This window comes from Rhodospirillales bacterium (assembly GCA_020638175.1).
Taxonomy (GTDB): domain Bacteria; phylum Pseudomonadota; class Alphaproteobacteria; order Micavibrionales; family Micavibrionaceae; genus JACKJA01.
Window position 1 is genome coordinate 1721553 of the sequence record JACKJA010000002.1, and the last position, 20893, is coordinate 1742445.

Genomic DNA, 20893 nt, shown 5'->3' on the forward strand with positions numbered 1-20893 from the left:
CGCCGTAATGCAAGGGACGTATTAGTAAGTCACCGAATATTTTTCATCCAGCGTTTCAAACCGCATGCCGCCGTCACTGATAAACCGGCCATGATTACCGCTTTTCATCTCATAGCGCGTCTTTTTGAAATCGACCGACCCGGCAACGCTCAAAAACAGCTTCTGCCAGTCGTCAAACGCTTCGGCATGGGAAGAGCATTCCAAAATATATGAGCGATTATCATAGTAAGACACAAACGCCATCATCCGGCGCGGCATAATCGCCCCGTCCGGTGCCGGCGCTGTGTAATCGGCGCGCACAAAGCTGCCGTGCCCCCGGCCCAAACCGGCGACCTCATGAAAATCGATCACGGAAATATCTTCGTATTGCGCCAGATATTGTTCCCAGAAACCACGGCTGAAATCAATTTGCTGGATTGCGGGGTCATAGCGCGAAGGGTAAATGGCATGGCGGCGATCGTCATTGGCCCGCACCCGGCATTGCGCATGCGCCCGCCCGGCATCCGGAGCTATCGTTAGCAAATCATCAGGCTGCTGGTTGTTCAGCCGCCGCCACGTATCAGGATACGTCAGGCTCAGCCCTGTCTTCACATCTTCCCAGACATTATAATCCGCCCGCGATTCCTGTGAAAATCCGGTAACCAGAACCGTCAGCACGGCAGCAAACAAAACGGCAAAACGCATAATTAAAGAATCTCCCTAAAGCTTCTGCCTCGATTGTGCCACGATCCTGCGCATCTTGTAAACCATCTGTCATTCTTGCAAGAACCGTCATGACGAGGAAGACATCAGCGCCAGAACCCCATGATCCTTTTGGCCTCTTCCAGAACCGGCGCAGCCACGGACTCAGCTTTCTCTGCCCCGGCCTTCAGGATTTTGTCGATCTCAGCCTTATCAGCCATCAGCTCGTTCATCCGTGCCGTAATCGGGGCCAGCTTTTCCACCGCCAGATCCGCCAGCGCCGGTTTGAATTCCGAGAACTGCTTACCGGAGAACTGGGCCAAAACCTCAGCGCGGCTGATATCCGCCAGCGCCGCATAAATCGTCACGAGGTTCAAAGCTTCCGGACGGTCTTTCAGAGAGTCCACCGTTTCACCCAGCGGATCCATATCCGTCTTGGCCTTCCTGATTTTCTTGGCGATCAAGTCAGCATCGTCGGTCAGGTTGATCTTGCTCATATCGCTTTCCGCCGTCTTGGACATCTTGTTCGTCCCGTCACGAAGGCTCATAATCCGCGCCCCTTCGCCCAGAATAATCGGCTCCGGCTCGGTAAAGAACGGACGGTAATGATGATTAAAGCTGTTGGCGATATCCCGGGCCAGCTCAATATGCTGCTTTTGATCCTCGCCAACCGGCACGTGCGTCGCCTGATACAGCAACACATCCGCCGCCTGCAACACCGGATAGGCGTACAGGCTCAGCGAGGCGTTGTCGCGGTGTTTCCCGGCTTTTTCCTTGAACTGCGTCATGCGGTTGAGCCATCCCATCGAGGAAATCGAGCTGAGCAACCATTGCAGATAAGCATGCTGCGGCACCGCCGATTGCGGAAACAACGTCACCTTGTCCGCATCCAGCCCGCAGGCAATATAAGCCGCCGTAATTTCGCGCGTGTTATCGGCCAGCGTCGCCGCATCAAACGGCGTCGTGATCGCATGCAGGTCGGCGACAAAGAAAAAGAATTCGGAATCCCTGTCTTCCGTCATTTTGATCCACTGCTTGATCGCGCCGATATAATTCCCGATATGCAAATCGCCCGTCGCGCGCGTACCCGATACAATCCGTTTGGTTGCCATACTCAACCTCTCCTCAATATTTTCTTGATGTCCTGAACTTTAATAACGCCGGTTAAGGTCACGGCCAGACCATAGATCACGATTGCCCCGCCGATCAGGGCCACCAGCGCCAGAATTTGAATTGCCATTGCGGCGTTTTCAGGAAAATAGACATGGAAGAATTGCGCCTTCATCACGATTAAATACCCGCTCATCAAAGCGCACGCGAACACAATTTTCAAGACATTTCTGATTAAACGCCAGTCAAAGCGCACTTCTTCCCGCCCGCGCAGGAAAAACGCCAGCAGCCCGATCTGAATCCACCCGGCCGCCGCCGTCGAAGCCGCAATCCCGATCACCCCCATATCCAGAACAAACGCCAGATACAAACTCCCGGCGATATTGGCCAGCGTCGCCGCCACGGCGATCTTCACCGGCGTCGCCGTATCCTGCCGCGCCCAGTACGCGCTCGAAAACACCTTGACCGCGACATAGGCCGGCAGCCCCACCGCATAGGCGGTTAGAACCATCACGGTCATAATACTGTCATGCTTGGTAAAGCTTCCGTGCTCGAACAGCGTCACAATAATCGGCAGCGCCGTAAAAAACAGCCCGACCGCCGCCGGCAGCCCCAGCAAAAAACACATCTCCAGCGCGCGGTTAAAAAGGTTCCGGGCTTCATCCTTGTTGTCCGCGGCCATCGCTTTGGACAGCATCGGCAGCAAAGCCGTCCCGACCGCAATACCGATCGTCCCCAGCGGCAACTGGTTCAGCCGGTCAGCGTAATACAGATAGGAAATCGAACCCGTTTCCAGCATCGATCCGATAATCAAATCGGCAAACAAATTGATATGCATGACGCCCGCGCCGATTACCCCCGGCCCCATCAGCGCCAAAAGCTTCTTTGTCTTGGCGTCAAACTTTGGCCGCACCAGCCGGATTTTCACACCGGCCCGCTTGGTGCTCAGCCAGAGCAGGATAAACTGCACGATCCCGGCGGCAAACACCCCGTAAGCCAGCGCATGCCCCGCCGTTTCAAAAAAACCGTTCAGAAGCAGCGCCGCAATCAAGCACAAATTAAAGAAAATCGGCGCTGCCGCAAACGGGGCAAACCGTTCATGCGTATTCAAAACCCCGCCCAAAAGCGCCGACAGGGACATCATCAACAAATACGGGAACGTCACCCGCGACAGCTCAACCGCCAGCGGAAAGCGCACCTCGTCCCCGGCAAACCCCGGCGCGATCACATGGATAACAAACGGCATCGCCGCCATCGCCAGTACGGAAAACAGCCCCAGCCCGGCAATCATCATCGCAAAGGCGTTACTGGCAAACCGGTCGGCTTCCCCTTCGCCCTCGGACTCCAGCGCGCGGGAATACAGCGGCACGAACGAAACGGAAAACGCCCCTTCCGCCGTCACCCGCCGGAAAAAATTAGGAAGCTTGAGCGCCACAAAAAACGCGTCGGCCACCGGCCCCGCGCCCAATATGGCCGCCGTCAGAATATCACGAAGAAATCCGGCAATTCGCGAGAGCCCCGTCAGCCCCGCCACCGTCACCATGGCTTTAACAAGTGTCATCCCGTTTGATTAACAGGAAGGCAAGAAGAAAGGAAGTGATTAATCGTATGATTGAAGCACTGGTCAATACTTGAATCAAAACACACGTAATCTACCTTAGCTATAAAATACAAACGCATGTAACACTCAAAATTTAACCTTGCATTAAGAGTCAATACGGTATTATAAAGAACATATAAATCCTATGCGGTACGTCCGTATAGCCCCCATGGACCGCGTCTATGGGGTTTTTTATTTCAAAAGGATTCTTCTCATGGAGCGAGTCGTTTGCTTTGTCGATGGATTGAACTTGTATCATGCAATTGACAACTTAAATTTCAAAATGATGAAAGACATGAATTATCTCAAATGGCTTGACTTAAAAGCCGTTTGTGAAAAGTTCATTGATCCTAAGACGCAGCAGTTAGATGCTATATACAACTTCACCGCTTACGCTACACACCTAGCTGACGCTTATGCACGACATAGGCAATACATAAAAGCTCTCAACACAAGAGATGTCACAACTGTACTGGGAAAATTCAAAAATAAATCAGTGTGGGCATGGTGCTGCAACGATGGCGCCCAAAAAGTTCTGAGACAAACCCATGAAGAAAAAGAATCAGATGTAAACATGGCACTTTATATTCTCAACAAGGCTTATCAAGATGAATATGATCGCGCGATTATCATCTCAAGAGACTCAGACATTGTTCCAGCCGTCAAAATGGTCCATGAACTTTTCCCGGAAAAAAAGTTTTCGTCTATTTCTCCTCCACATGCAGGCCATTCTAGTGAACTATTGCAATACGTCGATAAAGGATACAAACACAAACTATCGATCGAGCGAATAGAAAAATGTCTTTTTGATCATGAGGTTTTAGACAATTCAGGGGAGATCGTGGCCACGCGGCCACAAAAATATTTCACTTATCACGAAAAGAAAATGCTAAAAACCGCATAAAAACTTTTCTGGCTTAGAATTATTTTTTTCCATGAACACTTTTTAATGACCGCCCCCATCTTGACCGCTATAAAGGCCTCATGAAACAAAATCCTGAAAGTGAATGGTTTGGCACCGAATCCGTAACGCCAGAGGAAAAAACCGCGAAGGTTCGCGGGGTATTTGACTCGGTCGCCGATAAATACGATTTGATGAACGACGTTATGTCGGGCGGCGTTCACCGTCTGTGGAAGGACCGCTTTGTCCGCATGATCCGTCCGCGCCCCGGCCAATCTTTCCTCGACGTGGCAGGCGGCACCGGCGACATCGCCTTCCGCATCCGCAAGAAAACCGGGCCGGATGCGAAAATCACCCTGTGCGATCTGGATGAACAGATGCTCCGCGTCGGCCGTGACCGCGCCATTAACCGCGGCTGGCTGAACGATTTCACATGGATCACCGGCAATGCCGAGGCCCTGCCCGTCCCGGACAATTCCGTCGATGTTGTCACGATTTCCTTTGGCCTGCGTAACGTCACCCGAATCGATACGGCCCTTGGTGAATTTTACCGGGTTCTAAAGCCCGGCGGCCGGTTTTTCTGTCTGGAATTTTCCCACGTCACAGACGCCAGACTGGCGCGGCTATATGATGCCTATTCTTATGCCTTCATCCCGCGCATGGGGGAATTCATCACCAAAGACCGGGAAAGCTACCAGTATCTTGTTGAAAGTATTCGCAAAATGCCCACACAGGACGAACTGGCAGATCGCATGCGCAGCGCCGGTTTTGACAAAGCCGGTTATCAAAATCTCTCTTTCGGCATCGCCGCCATCCACAGCGGTTGGAAGGTATAACGCACGAAAAAATTTGACAGCGCGTTATTTTATAGCTTGTATACGAACACTGTTGTAAAACAACCAGATTATAACCTGTTAATAATGAGAAGGGATTACCCTATGAATAACATCTTTAAAAACATCACCCCGGCTGTTGTCGTTATGGTTGCCGGTCTGGCTGGCGCCTACATGGTATATGACACCTACTTCAGCGGTCAGGACTCCTCCGTAGCAACGATCGAACCAGCCGCCGGTAACGAAATCGGTAGCGCCATCGACTCCATGAGCGAAACCGCAAGCGGCTTCATTCAGGCTTCTACGGAAGTTGCAGAAGAAGTAGCTCACGATGCGCACGAAGCGATGGGCGAAGCTGTTGACCACGCTGAAGACATGATGGATGAAACTGGCGAAGCCGTTGAAGACACCATGGAAGGTGCTCACGATGCCGCCACGGAAACCGTTGAAGGCGCAACCGAAGAAGGTGCTGCTGACCACGCTGAAGACATGATGGATGAAGCTGGCGATCATGCAGAAGAAGCAGCTGACGAAGCTCATGACGCTGCTGAAGATGCTATGGACGCAGCCACAGAACACATGAGCCACGAATAAAGCTTCGGGCTGTTCAAAAAAATTGCATAAAATCAGCCTTGTCTGTATGGATAAGGCTGATTTTTTTATGAGATAAAATCGGAATGAAAAACAAATCCGTCCTGCTGATAATTTCCGGCGGCATCGCCGCCTATAAAACATTGGAACTAATACGCCTGCTGAAAAAGGCAGGGGCGCAGGTCCGTTGCATCCTGACCGCTGGCGGCGCACAGTTCGTCACGCCGTTGAGCGTTTCCGCCCTCAGCGAAAATCCCTGCTACACCGACCTGTTTTCCCTGAAGGATGAAGCCGAAATGGGCCATATCCGCCTGACCCGCGAAGCTGACCTGATCGTCGTCGCCCCGGCCAGCGCCAACATGCTGGCGAAAATGGCTCACGGGCTGGCCGACAATCTCGCCACCACGACTTTGCTGGCCACGGATCAAAACACCCCCGTATTCGTCGCCCCGGCCATGAACCCGGAAATGTGGGGCCACCGGGCCACACAGGAAAATGTCGAAACCCTGAAAAAACGCGGCGTCCGCTTTATCGGTCCGGTCGCCGGGGAAGCCGCCTGCGGTGAAACCGGGATGGGCCGCATGGCCGAACCCACAGAAATCTTTGCTCAGCTTGACACGCAAAAAGACAAACCTCTGGCTGGGAAAACAGCCCTCGTTACCGCCGGCCCGACTTACGAACCCCTCGACCCGGTGCGTTTTATCGGCAACCGGTCCTCGGGCAAACAAGGCTATGCGATTGCGCAGGCGCTGCACGATGCCGGTGCCGCCGTCACACTGGTCACGGGGCCAACCGCCCTGCCCGCACCGGGCAATATAAATACAATACGTATCGAAACTGCTACGGAAATGCTGGATTCGTGCCAAAAATCACTCCCTGTCGATATCGTTGTTTGCGCCGCAGCGGTCGCTGATTTTACGCCAACAACCACTTACGGCCAAAAAATCAAAAAGGATAAAAATAAAAAACCGGAAGCCATTGAATTAAAAGAAAATCCCGACATCCTGCAAATCCTGTCCCGGCCCGGCCCGCGCCGCCCCTCTCTCGTAATTGGCTTTGCGGCGGAAACGGAAAACCTGCTGGATAACGCCCGGGCCAAACGCCTAAAAAAGGGCTGCGACTGGATACTTGCCAACGATGTCGCCGCCGAAAATGTATTTGGCGCGGACGAGAATCATGTTTACCTTATAACCTCGTCCGGTACGCAGGAATGGCAAAAAACCACCAAACGCGGCATCGCACAAAAGCTTGTCGCCGCCCTTACGGATTTTATAAACGAGGAAAAAAATGACCAACCCGATCGAAATCGAACTGACGCCGCATGAACACGCCGTAGGCCTGAACCTGCCCGCTTACGCAACCGCCCAGTCTGCCGGTATGGATCTGACCGCGGCGCTGGAAGAAGCCATCGAACTGGACACCGGTGAACGCGCCCTGATCCCAACGGGTCTGTCGATCGCCCTGCCCCCCGGCTACGAGGCACAGATCCGCCCACGTTCGGGGCTGGCGCTCAAACACGGCATCACCGTCCTGAATTCCCCCGGCACGATTGATGCCGACTACCGCGGCGAAATCGGTGTTATTTTGATTAATCACGGGCAAGAGCCCTTTACCATCGAACGCGGCATGCGCATCGCCCAGATGGTCATCGCTAGACATGAAACCGTTAAAGTGACCGTCGTCAAGGAATTGAACGAAACGCAGCGCGGCACCGGCGGCTTCGGTTCGACGGGGAAAGAATAACAAAACCCCTTCTATTTTCTGGCCCCATGTCGTAAGACTCATCCTATGGGAAACACGGCATATCTTGGTAAACAGGAGCGTTTCCGCTTTGGTTCTGTGTTAGACAGCCAAGGCGAGGTGCGCGGAGCGTACTTTAAGGTACGTGAGCACACCGAGATCGCAGGATAACGACACACAGGGCCAAATGGGAAACGCTCTTAAAACGACAGACGAATATCTCGCGGACGGCCACACGCCGATGATGGCGCAATATCTGGCGACCAAGGCGGCCCATCCTGACTGCCTGCTGTTCTACCGCATGGGCGATTTTTACGAATTGTTTTTCGACGATGCGGTCAAAGCCGCCGAAACCCTCGACATCACCCTGACCAAGCGCGGCAAAAGCGGCGGGGACGACATCCCGATGTGCGGCGTGCCATTCCACGCTTACGAACCCTATATGGCGCGCCTCATCAAGGCCGGGTTCAAGGTCGCCATTTGCGAACAAACCGAAACCCCGGATCAGGCCAAAGCCCGTGCCAAAGCCAAAGGCCTGCCCGCCAGCAAAGCCATGCTCCGCCGCGAAGTCATCCGCATCGTCACCCAAGGCACCCTGACCGAGGACAACCTCCTCAACGCCCGTGAAAACAACTACCTCGCTGCCCTGACGGAGGTCGGCGGCCAGTACGGTCTGTCATGGCTGGAACTGTCGACCGGGGAGTTTAACGTCCAGCCCTTACCGGCATCCGCCATCGCCGCGGCACTCGAACGCGTAGGCGCCAGCGAAATCCTGATCCCCGACAGCTTCACCCAAAAACCGGATTTATACGGCCAACTGGCCCCGGCGCAAGAACGCCTGACCCTCCAGCCCTTAAGCCTGTTCGACAGCCAGAACGCGCAAAAACGCCTTGAAAAAATTTTTGGTGTCGGCACGCTGGAATCATTCGGAGGTTTTTCCCGGGCGGAAATTGCCGCCGCCGGGGCGCTGATTGACTACGTCGAACGCACGCAGGTCGGCCAGCGCCCGTACCTCTCCCGCCCGCGCCAGATCGTCTCCGGCGCGGTTATGGAGATCGACGCCGCCACCCGCCGCAATCTCGAACTGACCCGCACGCTGGCGGGCGAACGCAAAGGCTCTTTGCTGGCCTGCATCGACCGCACGATTACCGGCCCCGGCGCCCGTGCGCTGCATGCCCGGCTGGCGGCCCCCCTGACCGACATCGCGGCTATAGAGGCCCGCCTGAATGAAATCGAAAGCCTCGGCGACGATAACCGCCTGCGGGATACGCTGCGCGACATGCTCAGGCAAACCCCGGATATGGAGCGCGCCCTCGCCCGGCTCAGCGTCAGCCGCGGTGGCCCGCGTGATCTCGGCGCCCTGCGCGAAGGACTGGCACAGGCCGAAACCATCCGCGCCCTGCTGCTAAACAGCGAAGCCGGGAAAAATGCCCTGTCCCCCCTCACCGAAGCCCTGCACCAGTCAACACAAACCCAGGCCTTTGCCGACCGCCTGAAAGCTGCGCTGAAAGATGAACTCCCGGCCCTTGAACGCGATGGCGGTTTTATCCGCGAAGGCTATGCCCCTGAACTCGATAAATTCCGCACGCTTCAGGGCGAAAGTAAACGCCTGATCGCCGCGCTGCAGGCCAAATATCAAAGCCTCACCGGCATCGACGGCCTGAAAATCAAATACAACAACGTGCTCGGCTATTTCATCGAGGTCTCCGCCCGCCACGGCGACAAGCTGATGGTCAAGGACGGCGACAGCGACAACCCGTTCATCCACCGCCAGACCATGGCCAACGCCGTGCGCTTCACCACCGCTGAACTCGCCGAACTGGAACGCGATATGAGCCAGGCCGAAACCCGCGCGCTGGCCATAGAAACCAACCTGTTCGCACAGATGGTCGAGGAAACCGCCGTCCTGTCCGCCGATATCGGTGCCCATGCCCGGGCGCTGGCAGCGCTGGATGTGGCCGCCGCCCTGTCCCATCTCGCTATTGAACAAAATTATAACCGCCCGGTCATTGATAACAGCGCCGATTTCGCCATCACCGGCGGTCGTCACCCGGTTGTCGAGCAAGCCCTGAAAAAAGATGGCGGACAAGCCTTCGTTCCCAATGATTGCGACCTCAGCACCGACCACTCCTTGTGGCTGCTGACCGGACCGAATATGGCCGGTAAATCAACTTTCCTGCGGCAAAATGCCCTGATTACCATCATGGCACAGGCAGGATGTTTCGTCCCGGCGGCGACCGCCCGCATCGGCATCGTCGACAAAGTGTTCAGCCGCGTCGGTGCGGCAGACGACCTCGCCCGCGGCCGTTCAACCTTTATGGTCGAAATGGTCGAAACCGCCGCCATCCTCAATCAGGCGACCGACCGTTCCCTCGTCATTCTCGATGAAATCGGCCGCGGCACGGCAACCTTTGACGGCCTGTCGATTGCGTGGGCCTGCGTCGAACACCTGCACGAAGTCAACCGCTGCCGGTCCTTGTTCGCCACGCACTATCACGAACTGACCACCTTGCATACAAAGCTGGCGCGTCTGTCCTGCCATTCCATGCAGGTCAAGGAATGGAAAGGCGATATTATATTCCTGCATAGCGTCGGTCAGGGCGCCGCCGAAAGCTCATACGGCATCCATGTGGCCCAGCTTGCCGGCCTGCCAGCCGCCGTCATCACCCGCGCTCAAGCCGTTCTGGACCAGCTCCAGCAAAGCGAACAATCAGGCGCACTGGCCCACCTGTCTGATGATTTACCACTCTTCAGCGCCGCCGCCGATCAGCCGCAGGAACGCTACGCGCCCTCCCCGGCTCTGGAAAAACTGTCTGCAATAAACCCGGATAACCTGACCCCGCGCGAAGCGCTGGAAACGTTATACGAACTCAAAAAAATGGAAAACCCGCAATGACACAGCCCTTGGAAAAGAGCCCGGGTATGGACAAGGCCGCCGCCCTGCACCGTCAAGCCGTCCAGTGCTTGCAACAACGGCAATATGACCGGGGCATTGAACTCTTGAAAGAAGCGGCAAAAGCCGCGCCGCAAATCGCGTCAATCCACAGCGATCTCGGCACCGCTTGCTGGCAGGCTGGCCGCCCCGCCGAGGCCGAAAAGCATTTCAAGACGGCCCTGAAACAAGCCCCGCAAAATCCGCAGACGCTCAACAATTACGGTACGTTCCTGATGTATCAGGGCAATCTGGGCGAAGCCGAAAAATACCTGAAACAGGCTTTGGCCCTGCAACCCGGTCACCCGGAAATCCTCAACAACCTAGGCCTCGTCTATCGCAAAACCGGCGATCTTCCGGCCGCGGAACACCATTTCTTTGAAGCCGCCAAAGCCGCCGCAACCTGGCCCAACGCCCACTTCAACCTCGGCAAGATATTCCTCGACACAGGCCGGCTGATGGAGGCCGAACAAGCCTTCCGCCATACCGTAAAAGTCAGCCCTCGCCACGCTCCGGCATGGACCGCCCTCGGCCAGACACTGGGCCGCATGAAAAAAACAGAAGAGGCGTTATCCGCCTTCCAGTCCGCCACGCAGGCCGACCCGTCCTATGAAAGCGGCTGGGTCGATTACGTCTCCACCCTTGAATTCACAGGCCAGATAGATCAGGCAAAAACGGCGCTGGCCACCGCGCAAAAACGCTTTCCCGCTTCCCTTTCCCTGACACTGGCTGCCGCCAAGCTCGCCCGCAGGGAAAAGGATACCGACCGGGCCGTCACACTCCTCGAAGACCTTCTGGGCAAAGTCAATCCGGAGGCTCCGGCCACCGCCGCCGTTTATTTCGAACTGGCCCAGCTCTATGACCGGCAAAACTTGACGGACAAGGCTTTCGCCTGCATGGAAAAAGCCAATCGCCTGCAAGGCACCGCGCCGGAAAATGCCGGCATAGATAAAAACGCAATCCCGGCCATGATCGCCACCTATCAAACCGCCGTTACGAAACAATGGTATGAAAGCTGGTCCCCCGCCCCGGCGATGGACAAAGCCTTGCCGCGCCCGGTTTTTTTGGTCGGTTTTCCGCGCTCCGGCACCACGCTGCTTGACCAGATCCTGTCTTCGCACCCGGACATACAGGTCGCAGAAGAAAGCCCGGTCATCGAACAAATCCGCAGCCTTTTGGCAAAGGAAGGCGCCTACCCGGAAAACCTCGCCACCCTGCCCGCCGAGCGCATCGCCGCAATCCGCAAGGATTTCTTCGCCCTGCACGAAGCCTATGGAAGCAAAGCGGAAGCCCCGCTCTTCGTCGACAAAATGCCCTTGAACATCCTGCATGCCGGGTTGATCCACCGCCTGTTCCCTGAAGCCCGCTTTATTCTGGCCCTGCGGCATCCATGCGATTGCGTGCTGAGCTGCTTTATGCAGTTTTTCACCCTCAATGAAGCCATGATTCACTATAGCGCACTGAATGACGCCGCCACCCTTTACCGGCAAAGCTTTGCCTTATGGGATCATTACCGCGCCGCCCTGCCGCTCGCAGTTCATACGGTTAAATACGAGGATGTCGTCGGAAACTTCCAGCCCACCATCGCCGGTCTTTTGGAATTTCTGGAAGTTCCGTGGACGGACGTCGTTCTGGACTACGACAAAACCGCCCGGGAAAAAGGGGCCATCAACACGCCCAGCTATAACCAGGTCACGGAAAAACTCTACACCCGCGCCCGTGGCCGCTGGGAACGCTACCGCGACCATATGACCCCGGTCATGGATACACTGGCGCCGTGCATCAAGGCCCACGGATACGATCCCGTCGATTAACGGTTGCCAAAGACCGGTGTTTGTCTATATAACGCTTGTCGGACCGGGCGCGTAGCTCAGCTGGCAGAGCAACTGACTCTTAATCAGTGGGTCCGGGGTTCGAGCCCCCGCGCGCCCACCAGTTCTTGAGTTTTAAAATTGTTATAATATGGAGAAGTGGCAGAGTGGTTGAATGCGCTGCTCTCGAAAAGCAGTAAGGGTTCACGCCCTTCGGGGGTTCGAATCCCCCCTTCTCCGCCATTTAAAACGAAGCCCACCACTCACTAATAATAAATCGCCTGACCAAAGCTGGATAGCCCAACCAGATATTTGGAATGGCGCTTGGGCGTCAGGTTAAGCTTGCGCAACCCTTCCACAACATCCGTTTTTTGTTCCGGCGAAAATTTTATCTCCATGATCGTACAGGGATAATTGATCGCCGCATTATCAAAAGGACGCGAATGCGGTAGAGTTTCATAGAATTTCACATCCGTATCAAACGTAATCCGTACACCGTTCAGCGCCTCGAAATACGCCCGGCGATACGACACCATAAGCGCAGGAAACAAATGATCTTCAAAAAGGAATGTTTCATGCACACCCATCTCCTCTTGGACACTCTCCAGCATTTTTCCGTACGTCGTCGACAAAAGGGAACGCGCCATCCCCTTCACAGGAAAACTGTCTTTGTGTCCAAGGCGCCCCTTTCTGTATTTCACCTCTAATCGCGGAGCGCTGATTTTCTGAGGCTCCTCATTATGATACCAACGCAAACGGATTTTTTTGCGCTCCGAAATCCCGGCAAGATTATCCCGGACAGAACTATATCCCGGATCGTCAAAATAAATAGAATTCACATAGCGCGCAGGATAAGCTTCTCGCGCACTTGTCTGGACATAAAGCCAGGACAGAGCCCGTGTATAATCGGCCTGATCCAGAATAAATTTCAATTCATAACGATAATCACTCACTTCTTCATGACCTCGCTACTGTAAAGCTGTTCAATATTCACATCCTGTTCGGGCACTGGCTGCCCTTCAAGATACAAGGTCGTCCCGTTCTGCCGCAAAGAGGGCGTTTGCCCATTTTGTTCCAGCCCCGAAACAGCGAGTTCAGAAGGACCAAACATGTCTTTCTTCACATAGCTCATGACGGCATAAAGAGCATAATCCGAAACCTCGATATTGCGGGCAATCACACGGCTGCCGTCCTTTGAAACAATCCCGGCCCCAACCTTTGTCAAAACGCTGTCTTCAACCGTCAGTTGGCTCTCTTCACCGGCAGAAACAGCCTTATCATGAACATTTTCCGTCTCCAGCCCCTTGATATAAACAAGACTGCCGGAAAAATCGACGGCATCACCGCCAATATTTTCATACCGTGTTGACATAATTTTTCCCTTCGAAAAATCACTGTCAAACGCATCGGAACGGCTCGATGAGAAAAGCGCATTCTGAATCGTAAATTCTGATTTCACGACATTAAGGGCATCTTCCGCCTGCGTACCGTCAAAATGAACATGATCTACCAGAACAGGCGATTTGTAAAAATTCACCGCTCCGGTCAAAGACAACATACCATCAACCAAAGCCTCCGTATCCTTGATCGTGACATATTGCAAAACAGATGGCTCTTTCGCCTCCAAAACATAAATCCCTTTCCAGGAATCAGTCGCCGGTTCAAATGTAATGGGCTTGCCGTCTTCACCTTGAGCATGCAAAGCCCCCTTGATGATAAAATAAGCATCATTGTCAAACGACAACGTCGCGCCGGCCTCAATAGTCAGCGGTCGATCAAAAACAAGCGGTGTTTTCACATGCCATTTTCCCGCTCCGATAAAATAGCCCTGTTTCTTTTTTTGCACGAACGCGGGAAATTTTTCATTCCCATGATCAAGCGGATTATAGAGATCGGTCATAAACGTATAATTGTTTTTAGTCCGCCGCTTGTAACCGCCATATGAAGTTTCAACCGTAAACCGGGCATCCTGCACGCCAGTCTTGTCCGTTTTAATTTCTAACACACCGTTGTTATCCGAAGAGGGCGGAATAACGGACGGAAAAGCAATATCCATTGGAACGCCATCATACATAATTGTCTCAAGAGCAACGGGCACATCCAGCAGATTAAATAGCTTCAGCCGCCCATCGTCATAATGACGGACCAGAACGTGATCGAAAAAATGTTTGACCTGTTCCGGGGTTGGCGCCCCTTGCGATAGCGTTTCCCCGGCCTCTTCCGGCATATCAACAGCTTGGGCCAGCGCCCGGACCTTTTCAACATTATGCATCAACGGTGTCAGATCCGTTTCAGCATTGTTCGGGAAAAAACCGTGATAGTAATCATAAATATCGGGTATATCCTCGGCCGCTGCCAAAACGACATCTTTATTAAGGTTAAACCGGCCCTGCCCCACGGGAGAAGCCGTCGCCAACGCGAAAATCCATGTCGATGGCGAGTCATACATACTCAAAATCGGGTTCTGATCCCCGTCAATCTCGGCAAAATTTCCTTGGTCCGTCGTAATAGGTTCCAGCTTCAGAGTATAAGGATTGAAGTAGTGGCGTGTATTCCCGTTGGATAGCGTATGAAAATTATTCCATACCGTCGCGGCAATCGCCGCCCGTGTATAATAATCCGTATCCAGAACATCCAGAATTTTGCCGCTGGAAAATTTCTCGGCTACATAACTGAAATGACGGCGCGATATCGAACGTTCCATATATTTGTTTTCCTGATAGATCGAGGGAAACAGATATTTATCGGACAGACGATAACCGGGATATGGTTCTGAAGTAATCCGGTCATGGTGCCATATTTGTTCATCACCGAATTTAAAAATAATGGACTCTTTCGCCTGTTGCTTTTCGAGCAATTCCTTGGACATATGCTCTTCAATATTCATCACGCCCCACGATTTACCGTTCACGAACACGCGGATATAGTTGTGACGCGTTGTGATAACCCCGGTTTCGCGGACAAATCTCTGAAAAACCTGATCATAAGGATACTGCCGTGACCCCGGCTTATGAAGGGAAAAGCGCTTAAACCCTAAAACAGTGTGATCCCCCTTTAACGAAACCCGCAAACTCATCCTCATTTTGGAACGCCAATGATCGTACAGGTCACCCTTCAGACGAATACGCGCCTTGTAGGTTTTTCCCTTATAGCGGATTTTTGCGTTAACTTCGCGAGGATCAACCAGAACACGGTTTTCAAGAGCTTTTTCCCGGTCCTCTAGAATAGTCTGGTAATCCTGAAATTTTACATCAATATCAATGCGCTCAAGAGGCTGGCGATCAGGAAAGCCTGACAGCTTTGACAAGACAATCCGGGGCACACGCACCAAAATCATTTCCGGAAAGCTTTTTATAAGCCCCAAAGCCGTGCCGCCGCGCCCCTCTCCCAGTTCACCCAGCTCAGAAACACCGTACAAACCGGTCAGGCTGGCAAACCCCCAGTCCTGCGCAATAATCGTATCAAGAGTAGCATAAGCTTCTTCCTTGATCGTCTCCTTATCGAGACTCAGAACAAGAACAACCGCGAGCACCAAAAATCCCAGCAACAAAGATAAACGCGGTTTGGGAGTTTTAATGATCATGTTTTACGCCAACGGTAAAAAAGATGACTACCAATTCGTCTTCGCTTCGAAAAACGAACAGGTCATGCCCTTCACCTTGCTTTTCAATGTTTTAAAGAGATCGTCCAGACTTGCGCCTTTATCAGGCACAACAAGCAAAACCGCTGTATTGCCCTTTTCGCCGTAATCCAGCCGCACAACCTTCAAACTACTGACCTTATTCTGGATATGGTCCAGAATATCTTCAAAATGGACATCACCGTTATTCCAGTTCAAAACCATATTGTATTCAGCTGTCTGACCGATTTTCCTGTTAGAGAGCCAAAGATAGATCACACATAAAATAATCATGCTGACAACGGTCGTTATCAGAACCTGCCCCGCGCCATAACCAAGCCCCAAAGCAATCGCCAGAAACAGGTAAACAAGCTCCTCCGGCTCTTTAATAGGGGTTCGGAAACGAACGATGGACAAAGCACCAACGAGCCCCAAAGACAGGGCGAGCGATGATTTAACAATCAAAATCACAAGGAACACAACTGCTGCCAATATCGGAATAATCGAACCAATATGATTTTTTCCCGTCAGGGAAAATGAGCGGCGAATATAAAATTCCCTGACAATAAATGACATAATCAGGCAAATCATAAAACTGACCAAAGTCGGCACAAGTTCTGTCTGCCCCTGCCCGTTCGGGAAAATTTCTGCAATCTGTTCCAGCTTGTTCAACGGATTGTCTCCATGGATTAAATGATCATCATAAAATCGGCACTATAAATGAGGCCAGCACCTAGTCAATAGGCGGGTTGGAATCATCCTATAATAAAACGGTCAACAAGCGATCCCTCGCCCGATTGATAGAGCCTTTTATATCCATCCAGGGTTTTCTGATAGATACCGCCGTCAATAACAGTTCCCTGCTCCATATTTGAACCGGTAATAAAAAAACCACCGAACTTCAGAGAACGATCAATACTCTCGACCGCCATTTTCAGTTGTGCTTCAGAAAAATACCGCTCATTCAAAACATTCATGACACGAATGACGTCAAACACATCATTGGCCGGAGAAAACATATCGTATTGCCTGAAAGAAAAGTTATCCGCGCTTCTGATATAATCGCGGCATTCTTTGCAGACCAGTTCAAAGCGCTGCTCTTCAACATTTCCCTTTTCCCCTGCACGGTCACGGAGCAACGGACGGGCATAAAAGAAATTCACCAGCCAGCGCACAACATGATTCACCGGGTAAAATAATCTATGCTCCGGCAGCACCAGATTGAATACAAAAGGCGGAAAAACGATCTGCAACGGCGCACCGTCCTCATCGACGATAACCCGGCGGGCGCTCCCCGGTCGTTTCACAATGTAAAGATAGGGCGCGTAATCAGACGCGAGATAGGAAAGCGCCTCTCCGAACACATTATTGAGCTTCTTGTAAAAGCCGTGCGTTGTCCGCCCGTCCGACACACCGATATCATGCACCGTTACATCTTGGCCAGAATAGTGATCGGAAATAAAAGATACAGCCCTGTTTTCAAAATCTTCGAAACGATTAGCGTAGGTATATTTAAACGTTCCGTTGGCAACGGAAAAACGTATAAGCATGCGTTCTTGTATTTTATCCCGCTCATCTTTCGGCAAATCATCCAGACAATGATACAAATCGAGCGCCAAAAACTTGCGCCTGTTCCAGAAATTTTCCAGATAATCAGGCTTAAGTTGTTGTTCTTTATATATACCAAGTTTGAGCATACCTATTTCTTTCCCCACTCTTCCTGCCAAGCCTGAAACATAAGAATACTCCATAAAGAGTAATCATGATTGGCTTTGCCGGATATATGCTGTTGCCATTTCTCACGCACAAGCACGGCGTTGAAATTACCCTCCCGGATCAATCTTTCTTCATTAAGCAAACCTTCGCACCAGTCACGCAAAGGCCCGCGCAGCCAAGAAGACAGTGGGATGCCAAACCCACGCTTCGGACGGTCAAACAAGGATTGCGGAATATAACGGGCAAGCAACTGCCTTAAAATCCATTTGCCTTGCCCTCCTTTTATTTTGGCAGACAAAGGAACCTGCCACGCATACTCCATCACCTTGTAATCCAAAAGCGGTGCCCGCGCCTCCAGACTAACAGCCATGCTCGTCCGGTCGATCTTAACCAGAATATCATCCGGCAAATAAGAACACACATCCGCGAACATCATATGGTTTACTGGCGATACGTTTCCTGACAGCCGGGGAATATCCGCCATAAAAACAGCACGCTCCGGCGCCCCCATCACCAGAGCTTCAGGATTCATCCAGTACGACATAACTGTCCGGTACCAGTCACGCATATCCGGTTCGCGCAACATACGGGAAAGCTTTTCATGGCGGCCGTCCGAATAAAACGCATCCAGAAGTACACCACCGCCCGCTCCCAGCAATGCGCCGCCCGGCATATTGAGAAACCGGTCAAGCTTTTGCCCCTTGATATAACGCGTATATCCGGCAAAACTTTCGTCACCGCCATCGCCGGACAAAGCAACCGTAACATGCTCTTTCGCCAACCGGCATACATGATAGGTTGGAATTTGCGACGGATCGGCAAAAGGCTCGTCAAAAACCGATGGCATCAAGGGGATCACATCCCGCACTTCATCGGGACGAATATAAAACTCTGTATGCTCGGTCCCCAGATACCGGGCAATTTCCTTGGCATGCTCCGCTTCATTGTGGCCCTCCTCATCAAGCCCGATGCTAAAGGTCTTAACCGGCTGACTTGATTGTTGTTGCATCATGGCCACGATCAGGGAGGAGTCGATGCCACCTGACAAAAACGCGCCGAGCGGCACATCGGAAATCATGCGCTGCCCCACAGCCGTCTTCAAAGCACCGTCTAGACCGTCAATCCATTCCTGATCCGTACGATCTTGCCCGAAAGCTATTCCCTGTTCCGCTTGCTTTTGAATACCCCAATAAAATGCGCAATCGAGGGGCTTGTCCGCCTTTATTTCTCGTCCTTCCCCATGAAAAGGCAAAACCGCATAAGCGGCCGCAGGCAATTTATAAATATGCTCATAAATCGACCACGGAGACGGTACATAATTGTGCCGGCAATACGTTGCCAACGCCTGACGATCAATCCGGCCGACAAAACCGGGATGCTTACGCAGAGCTCTCAACTCCGAGGCAAACACAAAAACGCCCCCCAACCAGCCATAATACAAGGGCTTTTTCCCTATACGATCGCGAGCCAGATAGAGACAGCGCTCTTGCCTGTCCCAAATGGCAAAAGCAAACATGCCGTTAATCTTCTCCAAGGCCTGCGCCAGCCCCCACTCTTCTATCGCCGCCAGCAAAACTTCCGTATCTGAACCGCCTTTAAACTTATGCCCTTGCGGCACCAACGCGTCTTTTAATATTTGAAAATTATATATTTCCCCATTAAAAACGATAACATAGCGCCCCGAATGGGAAATCATGGGCTGATGCCCCGTTTCATTCAGATCAATAATCGCCAGTCGTCTATGGCCCAGCGCCACCCCCTGCTCTTTATCACACCAAACACCATCACTATCCGGCCCCCGGTGAACCAGACAATCACTCATGGCACGAACGACACCTTCAAAAGCATCGGACGCCGTCTGCCCATAAATATCAATGAACCCGGTTATACCGCACACACTAAACCTCCCCGCCTTCTTTAAGCGGTTTTAATCGAAACGGAATGACGGACGGATTGATATGCATTTTCTTTAACACACACACAAACATTGACCCGTTCCAGAACATGAAACTGAGCGCCGTCGATACGGCCGCCCCCATCATGCCGAAATGCGGGATAAGCAACCAATTACCGGCTATATTGCTCGCCACCGTAAGAAACAATATTTGCGCCGCCAGCTTTTGTTTGTCGATCAAAGCCATCAAAAAAACCACTGGCCCCACTATTGTCGGCATCATGCGTGCCACAAGCAATAAAAGCATCGGCTCATAAGAAGCAGAAAACTCTACTCCGAACACGGGCAGCAAAAGCGGTCCAAACAGAGCCAGCACAATAAAAGCCGTAATGCTGAAAAGAAAGACAAACCAGGCCGCCAAGGTTAAGAGTTTTTGTGTATGTTCCTTCTCACCTTTTTGCCAGGAATCAGAGATCATTGGGACCAGAATACTGTGGACGGCCAATAGCCCAAAAGATGAAAGTTCCGACACGCGCGAAGCAACGCCGTACAAACCGGCATCGGCGACGCTGCCAATTGTCCCCAGCATGATAATATCCGTCCGGTTCAGCAAGTAATTCATTCCGGACATCAACATCATCGGCAACCCCAAAGCGAACCAGGCTTTGTATTCGGAAAAGTCCGCCTTCGCGCTAAAAATAGCCTTGGGTATTTTACGCCACAGATAAAACGACAGCACCGCCCCCATAAAGAGAATAGCGAGGTTATTGGCCCACAAAGCATTATGAGCCCCCGCATCCGGATAAAAATGGAAGAGCGCCAGAAAGATTAATAACAAAGAAAGAGGACGGGCGATATTGTCCATAAACTCTGCGAAAACGACCATTTTCAACGAACGCAAAAAGACCGTAACCATCAACATAAAGGAAAACATCAGCAACAAAAGCGCCGCGGCAGGAATATAGCTATAAAGAACAGAAGCCTGTTGAGAAAGTATCTCAAAACCGGCCAACACCACCCCCGACAAAAGCAAGGTCATCCCGATTGCTATTCCAAAGACGAGAAGGAACAGCCCCTTGAGCTTTCCCCAAGCTTCCTGTGCTTTAAACGCCGGAAAGAACTTGGCCACAGTCGTATGCATGCCGAGAGGAACTATCGTGGCCATCACCATCACCCACGACAATACGTAGACATATAGCCCGTATTTCTCGACCCCCAAAAGACGCGTCATCGGAATCTGCACCAAAAAGATAAAAACAGCCCCAACCGCCTTTGAGATTAAAACCCCTAGGGAATCGCTGGAAATTTTTCTAAAATCCTTGTGCCCATCCAAAAGCGAAAGCATCGCTTGAATTTTCATTTTCGCCGTATTGAACAAATATTTAACTCTCAATAAAAAAACTGTATAAGAAAACCTGATCAGGGACTGGCCATAACGACAGCCAATATACAGTTATTGATAAAA

At 52.2% G+C, this 20893-nt stretch carries 17 protein-coding genes and 2 tRNA genes; 9 read left to right on the forward strand and 10 right to left on the reverse strand.

The genetic code is table 11. From position 1 onward, the window contains the following. Positions 1–21: 21 nt before the first annotated feature. The 3 genes from H6868_08550 to murJ all read right to left on the reverse strand — a co-directional run bounded on the left by H6868_08550 (position 22) and on the right by murJ (position 3352). A complete protein-coding gene (locus tag H6868_08550) occupies positions 22–684 on the reverse strand; it encodes a hypothetical protein (GenBank protein MCB9989362.1) in 663 nt (220 codons plus the stop codon). 104 nt (positions 685–788) lie between these two features. Then, positions 789–1793, reverse strand: a complete 1005-nt coding sequence (gene trpS, locus H6868_08555) for a tryptophan--tRNA ligase (protein MCB9989363.1) — start codon at positions 1791–1793, stop codon at positions 789–791. A gap of 2 nt (positions 1794–1795) precedes the next feature. After that, on the reverse strand, positions 1796–3352 hold the full coding sequence (gene murJ / locus H6868_08560; protein ID MCB9989364.1) for a murein biosynthesis integral membrane protein MurJ: 1557 nt from the start codon (positions 3350–3352) through the stop codon (positions 1796–1798). Positions 3353–3605: 253 nt separating this feature from the next. Here murJ and H6868_08565 point away from each other — a divergent pair, with 253 nt between their 5' ends. From H6868_08565 to H6868_08605, 9 genes are all read left to right on the forward strand, one after another. Beyond that, on the forward strand, positions 3606–4295 hold the full coding sequence (locus tag H6868_08565) for an NYN domain-containing protein (protein ID MCB9989365.1): 690 nt from the start codon (positions 3606–3608) through the stop codon (positions 4293–4295). Between the two features lie 80 nt (positions 4296–4375). Next, on the forward strand, positions 4376–5128 hold the full coding sequence (gene ubiE / locus H6868_08570) for a bifunctional demethylmenaquinone methyltransferase/2-methoxy-6-polyprenyl-1,4-benzoquinol methylase UbiE (protein ID MCB9989366.1): 753 nt from the start codon (positions 4376–4378) through the stop codon (positions 5126–5128). A gap of 102 nt (positions 5129–5230) precedes the next feature. Then, on the forward strand, positions 5231–5719 hold the full coding sequence (locus H6868_08575; protein MCB9989367.1) for a colicin transporter: 489 nt from the start codon (positions 5231–5233) through the stop codon (positions 5717–5719). A 77-nt stretch (positions 5720–5796) separates the two neighbouring features. Further along, complete coding sequence (gene coaBC / locus H6868_08580) at positions 5797–7041, forward strand: bifunctional phosphopantothenoylcysteine decarboxylase/phosphopantothenate--cysteine ligase CoaBC (protein MCB9989368.1); 1245 nt, start codon at positions 5797–5799, stop codon at positions 7039–7041. Beyond that, entirely contained in the window at positions 7004–7459 is a 456-nt protein-coding gene (gene dut, locus H6868_08585) for a dUTP diphosphatase (GenBank protein ID MCB9989369.1), read from the forward strand. Before coaBC ends, dut begins: the two co-directional genes overlap by 38 nt. Positions 7460–7643: 184 nt before the next feature. Continuing rightward, complete coding sequence (gene mutS, locus H6868_08590; GenBank protein ID MCB9989370.1) at positions 7644–10352, forward strand: DNA mismatch repair protein MutS; 2709 nt, start codon at positions 7644–7646, stop codon at positions 10350–10352. Between the two features lie 26 nt (positions 10353–10378). Beyond that, positions 10379–12202, forward strand: coding sequence for a sulfotransferase (locus H6868_08595; GenBank protein MCB9989371.1), 1824 nt, complete (start codon positions 10379–10381; stop codon positions 12200–12202). Between the two features lie 45 nt (positions 12203–12247). Then, a tRNA-Lys gene (locus tag H6868_08600) sits at positions 12248–12323 on the forward strand. A gap of 29 nt (positions 12324–12352) precedes the next feature. Continuing rightward, positions 12353–12442, forward strand: a tRNA-Ser gene (locus H6868_08605). Here H6868_08605 and mprA read toward each other — a convergent pair. The 7 genes from mprA to H6868_08640 form a co-directional block, all read right to left on the reverse strand. Next, a complete protein-coding gene (mprA, locus tag H6868_08610) occupies positions 12404–12511 on the reverse strand; it encodes an MprA protease, GlyGly-CTERM protein-sorting domain-containing form (GenBank protein MCB9989372.1) in 108 nt (35 codons plus the stop codon). The two genes, H6868_08605 and mprA, sit on opposite strands and share 39 nt — an antisense overlap. After that, on the reverse strand, positions 12466–13152 hold the full coding sequence (locus tag H6868_08615; GenBank protein ID MCB9989373.1) for a polyphosphate polymerase domain-containing protein: 687 nt from the start codon (positions 13150–13152) through the stop codon (positions 12466–12468). Before H6868_08615 ends, mprA begins: the two co-directional genes overlap by 46 nt. Next, complete coding sequence (locus tag H6868_08620) at positions 13149–15782, reverse strand: CotH kinase family protein (protein ID MCB9989374.1); 2634 nt, start codon at positions 15780–15782, stop codon at positions 13149–13151. The genes H6868_08615 and H6868_08620 overlap by 4 nt, the downstream gene beginning before the upstream one ends. Before the next feature lie 27 nt (positions 15783–15809). After that, positions 15810–16409 carry a DUF4956 domain-containing protein gene (locus tag H6868_08625; GenBank protein ID MCB9989375.1) on the reverse strand — a complete coding sequence of 200 codons (600 nt, stop codon included), beginning with the start codon at positions 16407–16409 and terminating at the stop codon, positions 15810–15812. Between the two features lie 164 nt (positions 16410–16573). Next, positions 16574–17515, reverse strand: a complete 942-nt coding sequence (locus tag H6868_08630) for a hypothetical protein (protein MCB9989376.1) — start codon at positions 17513–17515, stop codon at positions 16574–16576. A 2-nt stretch (positions 17516–17517) separates the two neighbouring features. Then, the gene (gene asnB, locus H6868_08635) at positions 17518–19431 is read right to left on the reverse strand and encodes an asparagine synthase (glutamine-hydrolyzing) (GenBank protein MCB9989377.1); all 1914 of its coding nucleotides are present in this window, start codon (positions 19429–19431) and stop codon (positions 17518–17520) included. A gap of 1 nt (position 19432) precedes the next feature. Further along, positions 19433–20788, reverse strand: a complete 1356-nt coding sequence (locus H6868_08640; GenBank protein ID MCB9989378.1) for an oligosaccharide flippase family protein — start codon at positions 20786–20788, stop codon at positions 19433–19435. Positions 20789–20893: the final 105 nt, after the last annotated feature.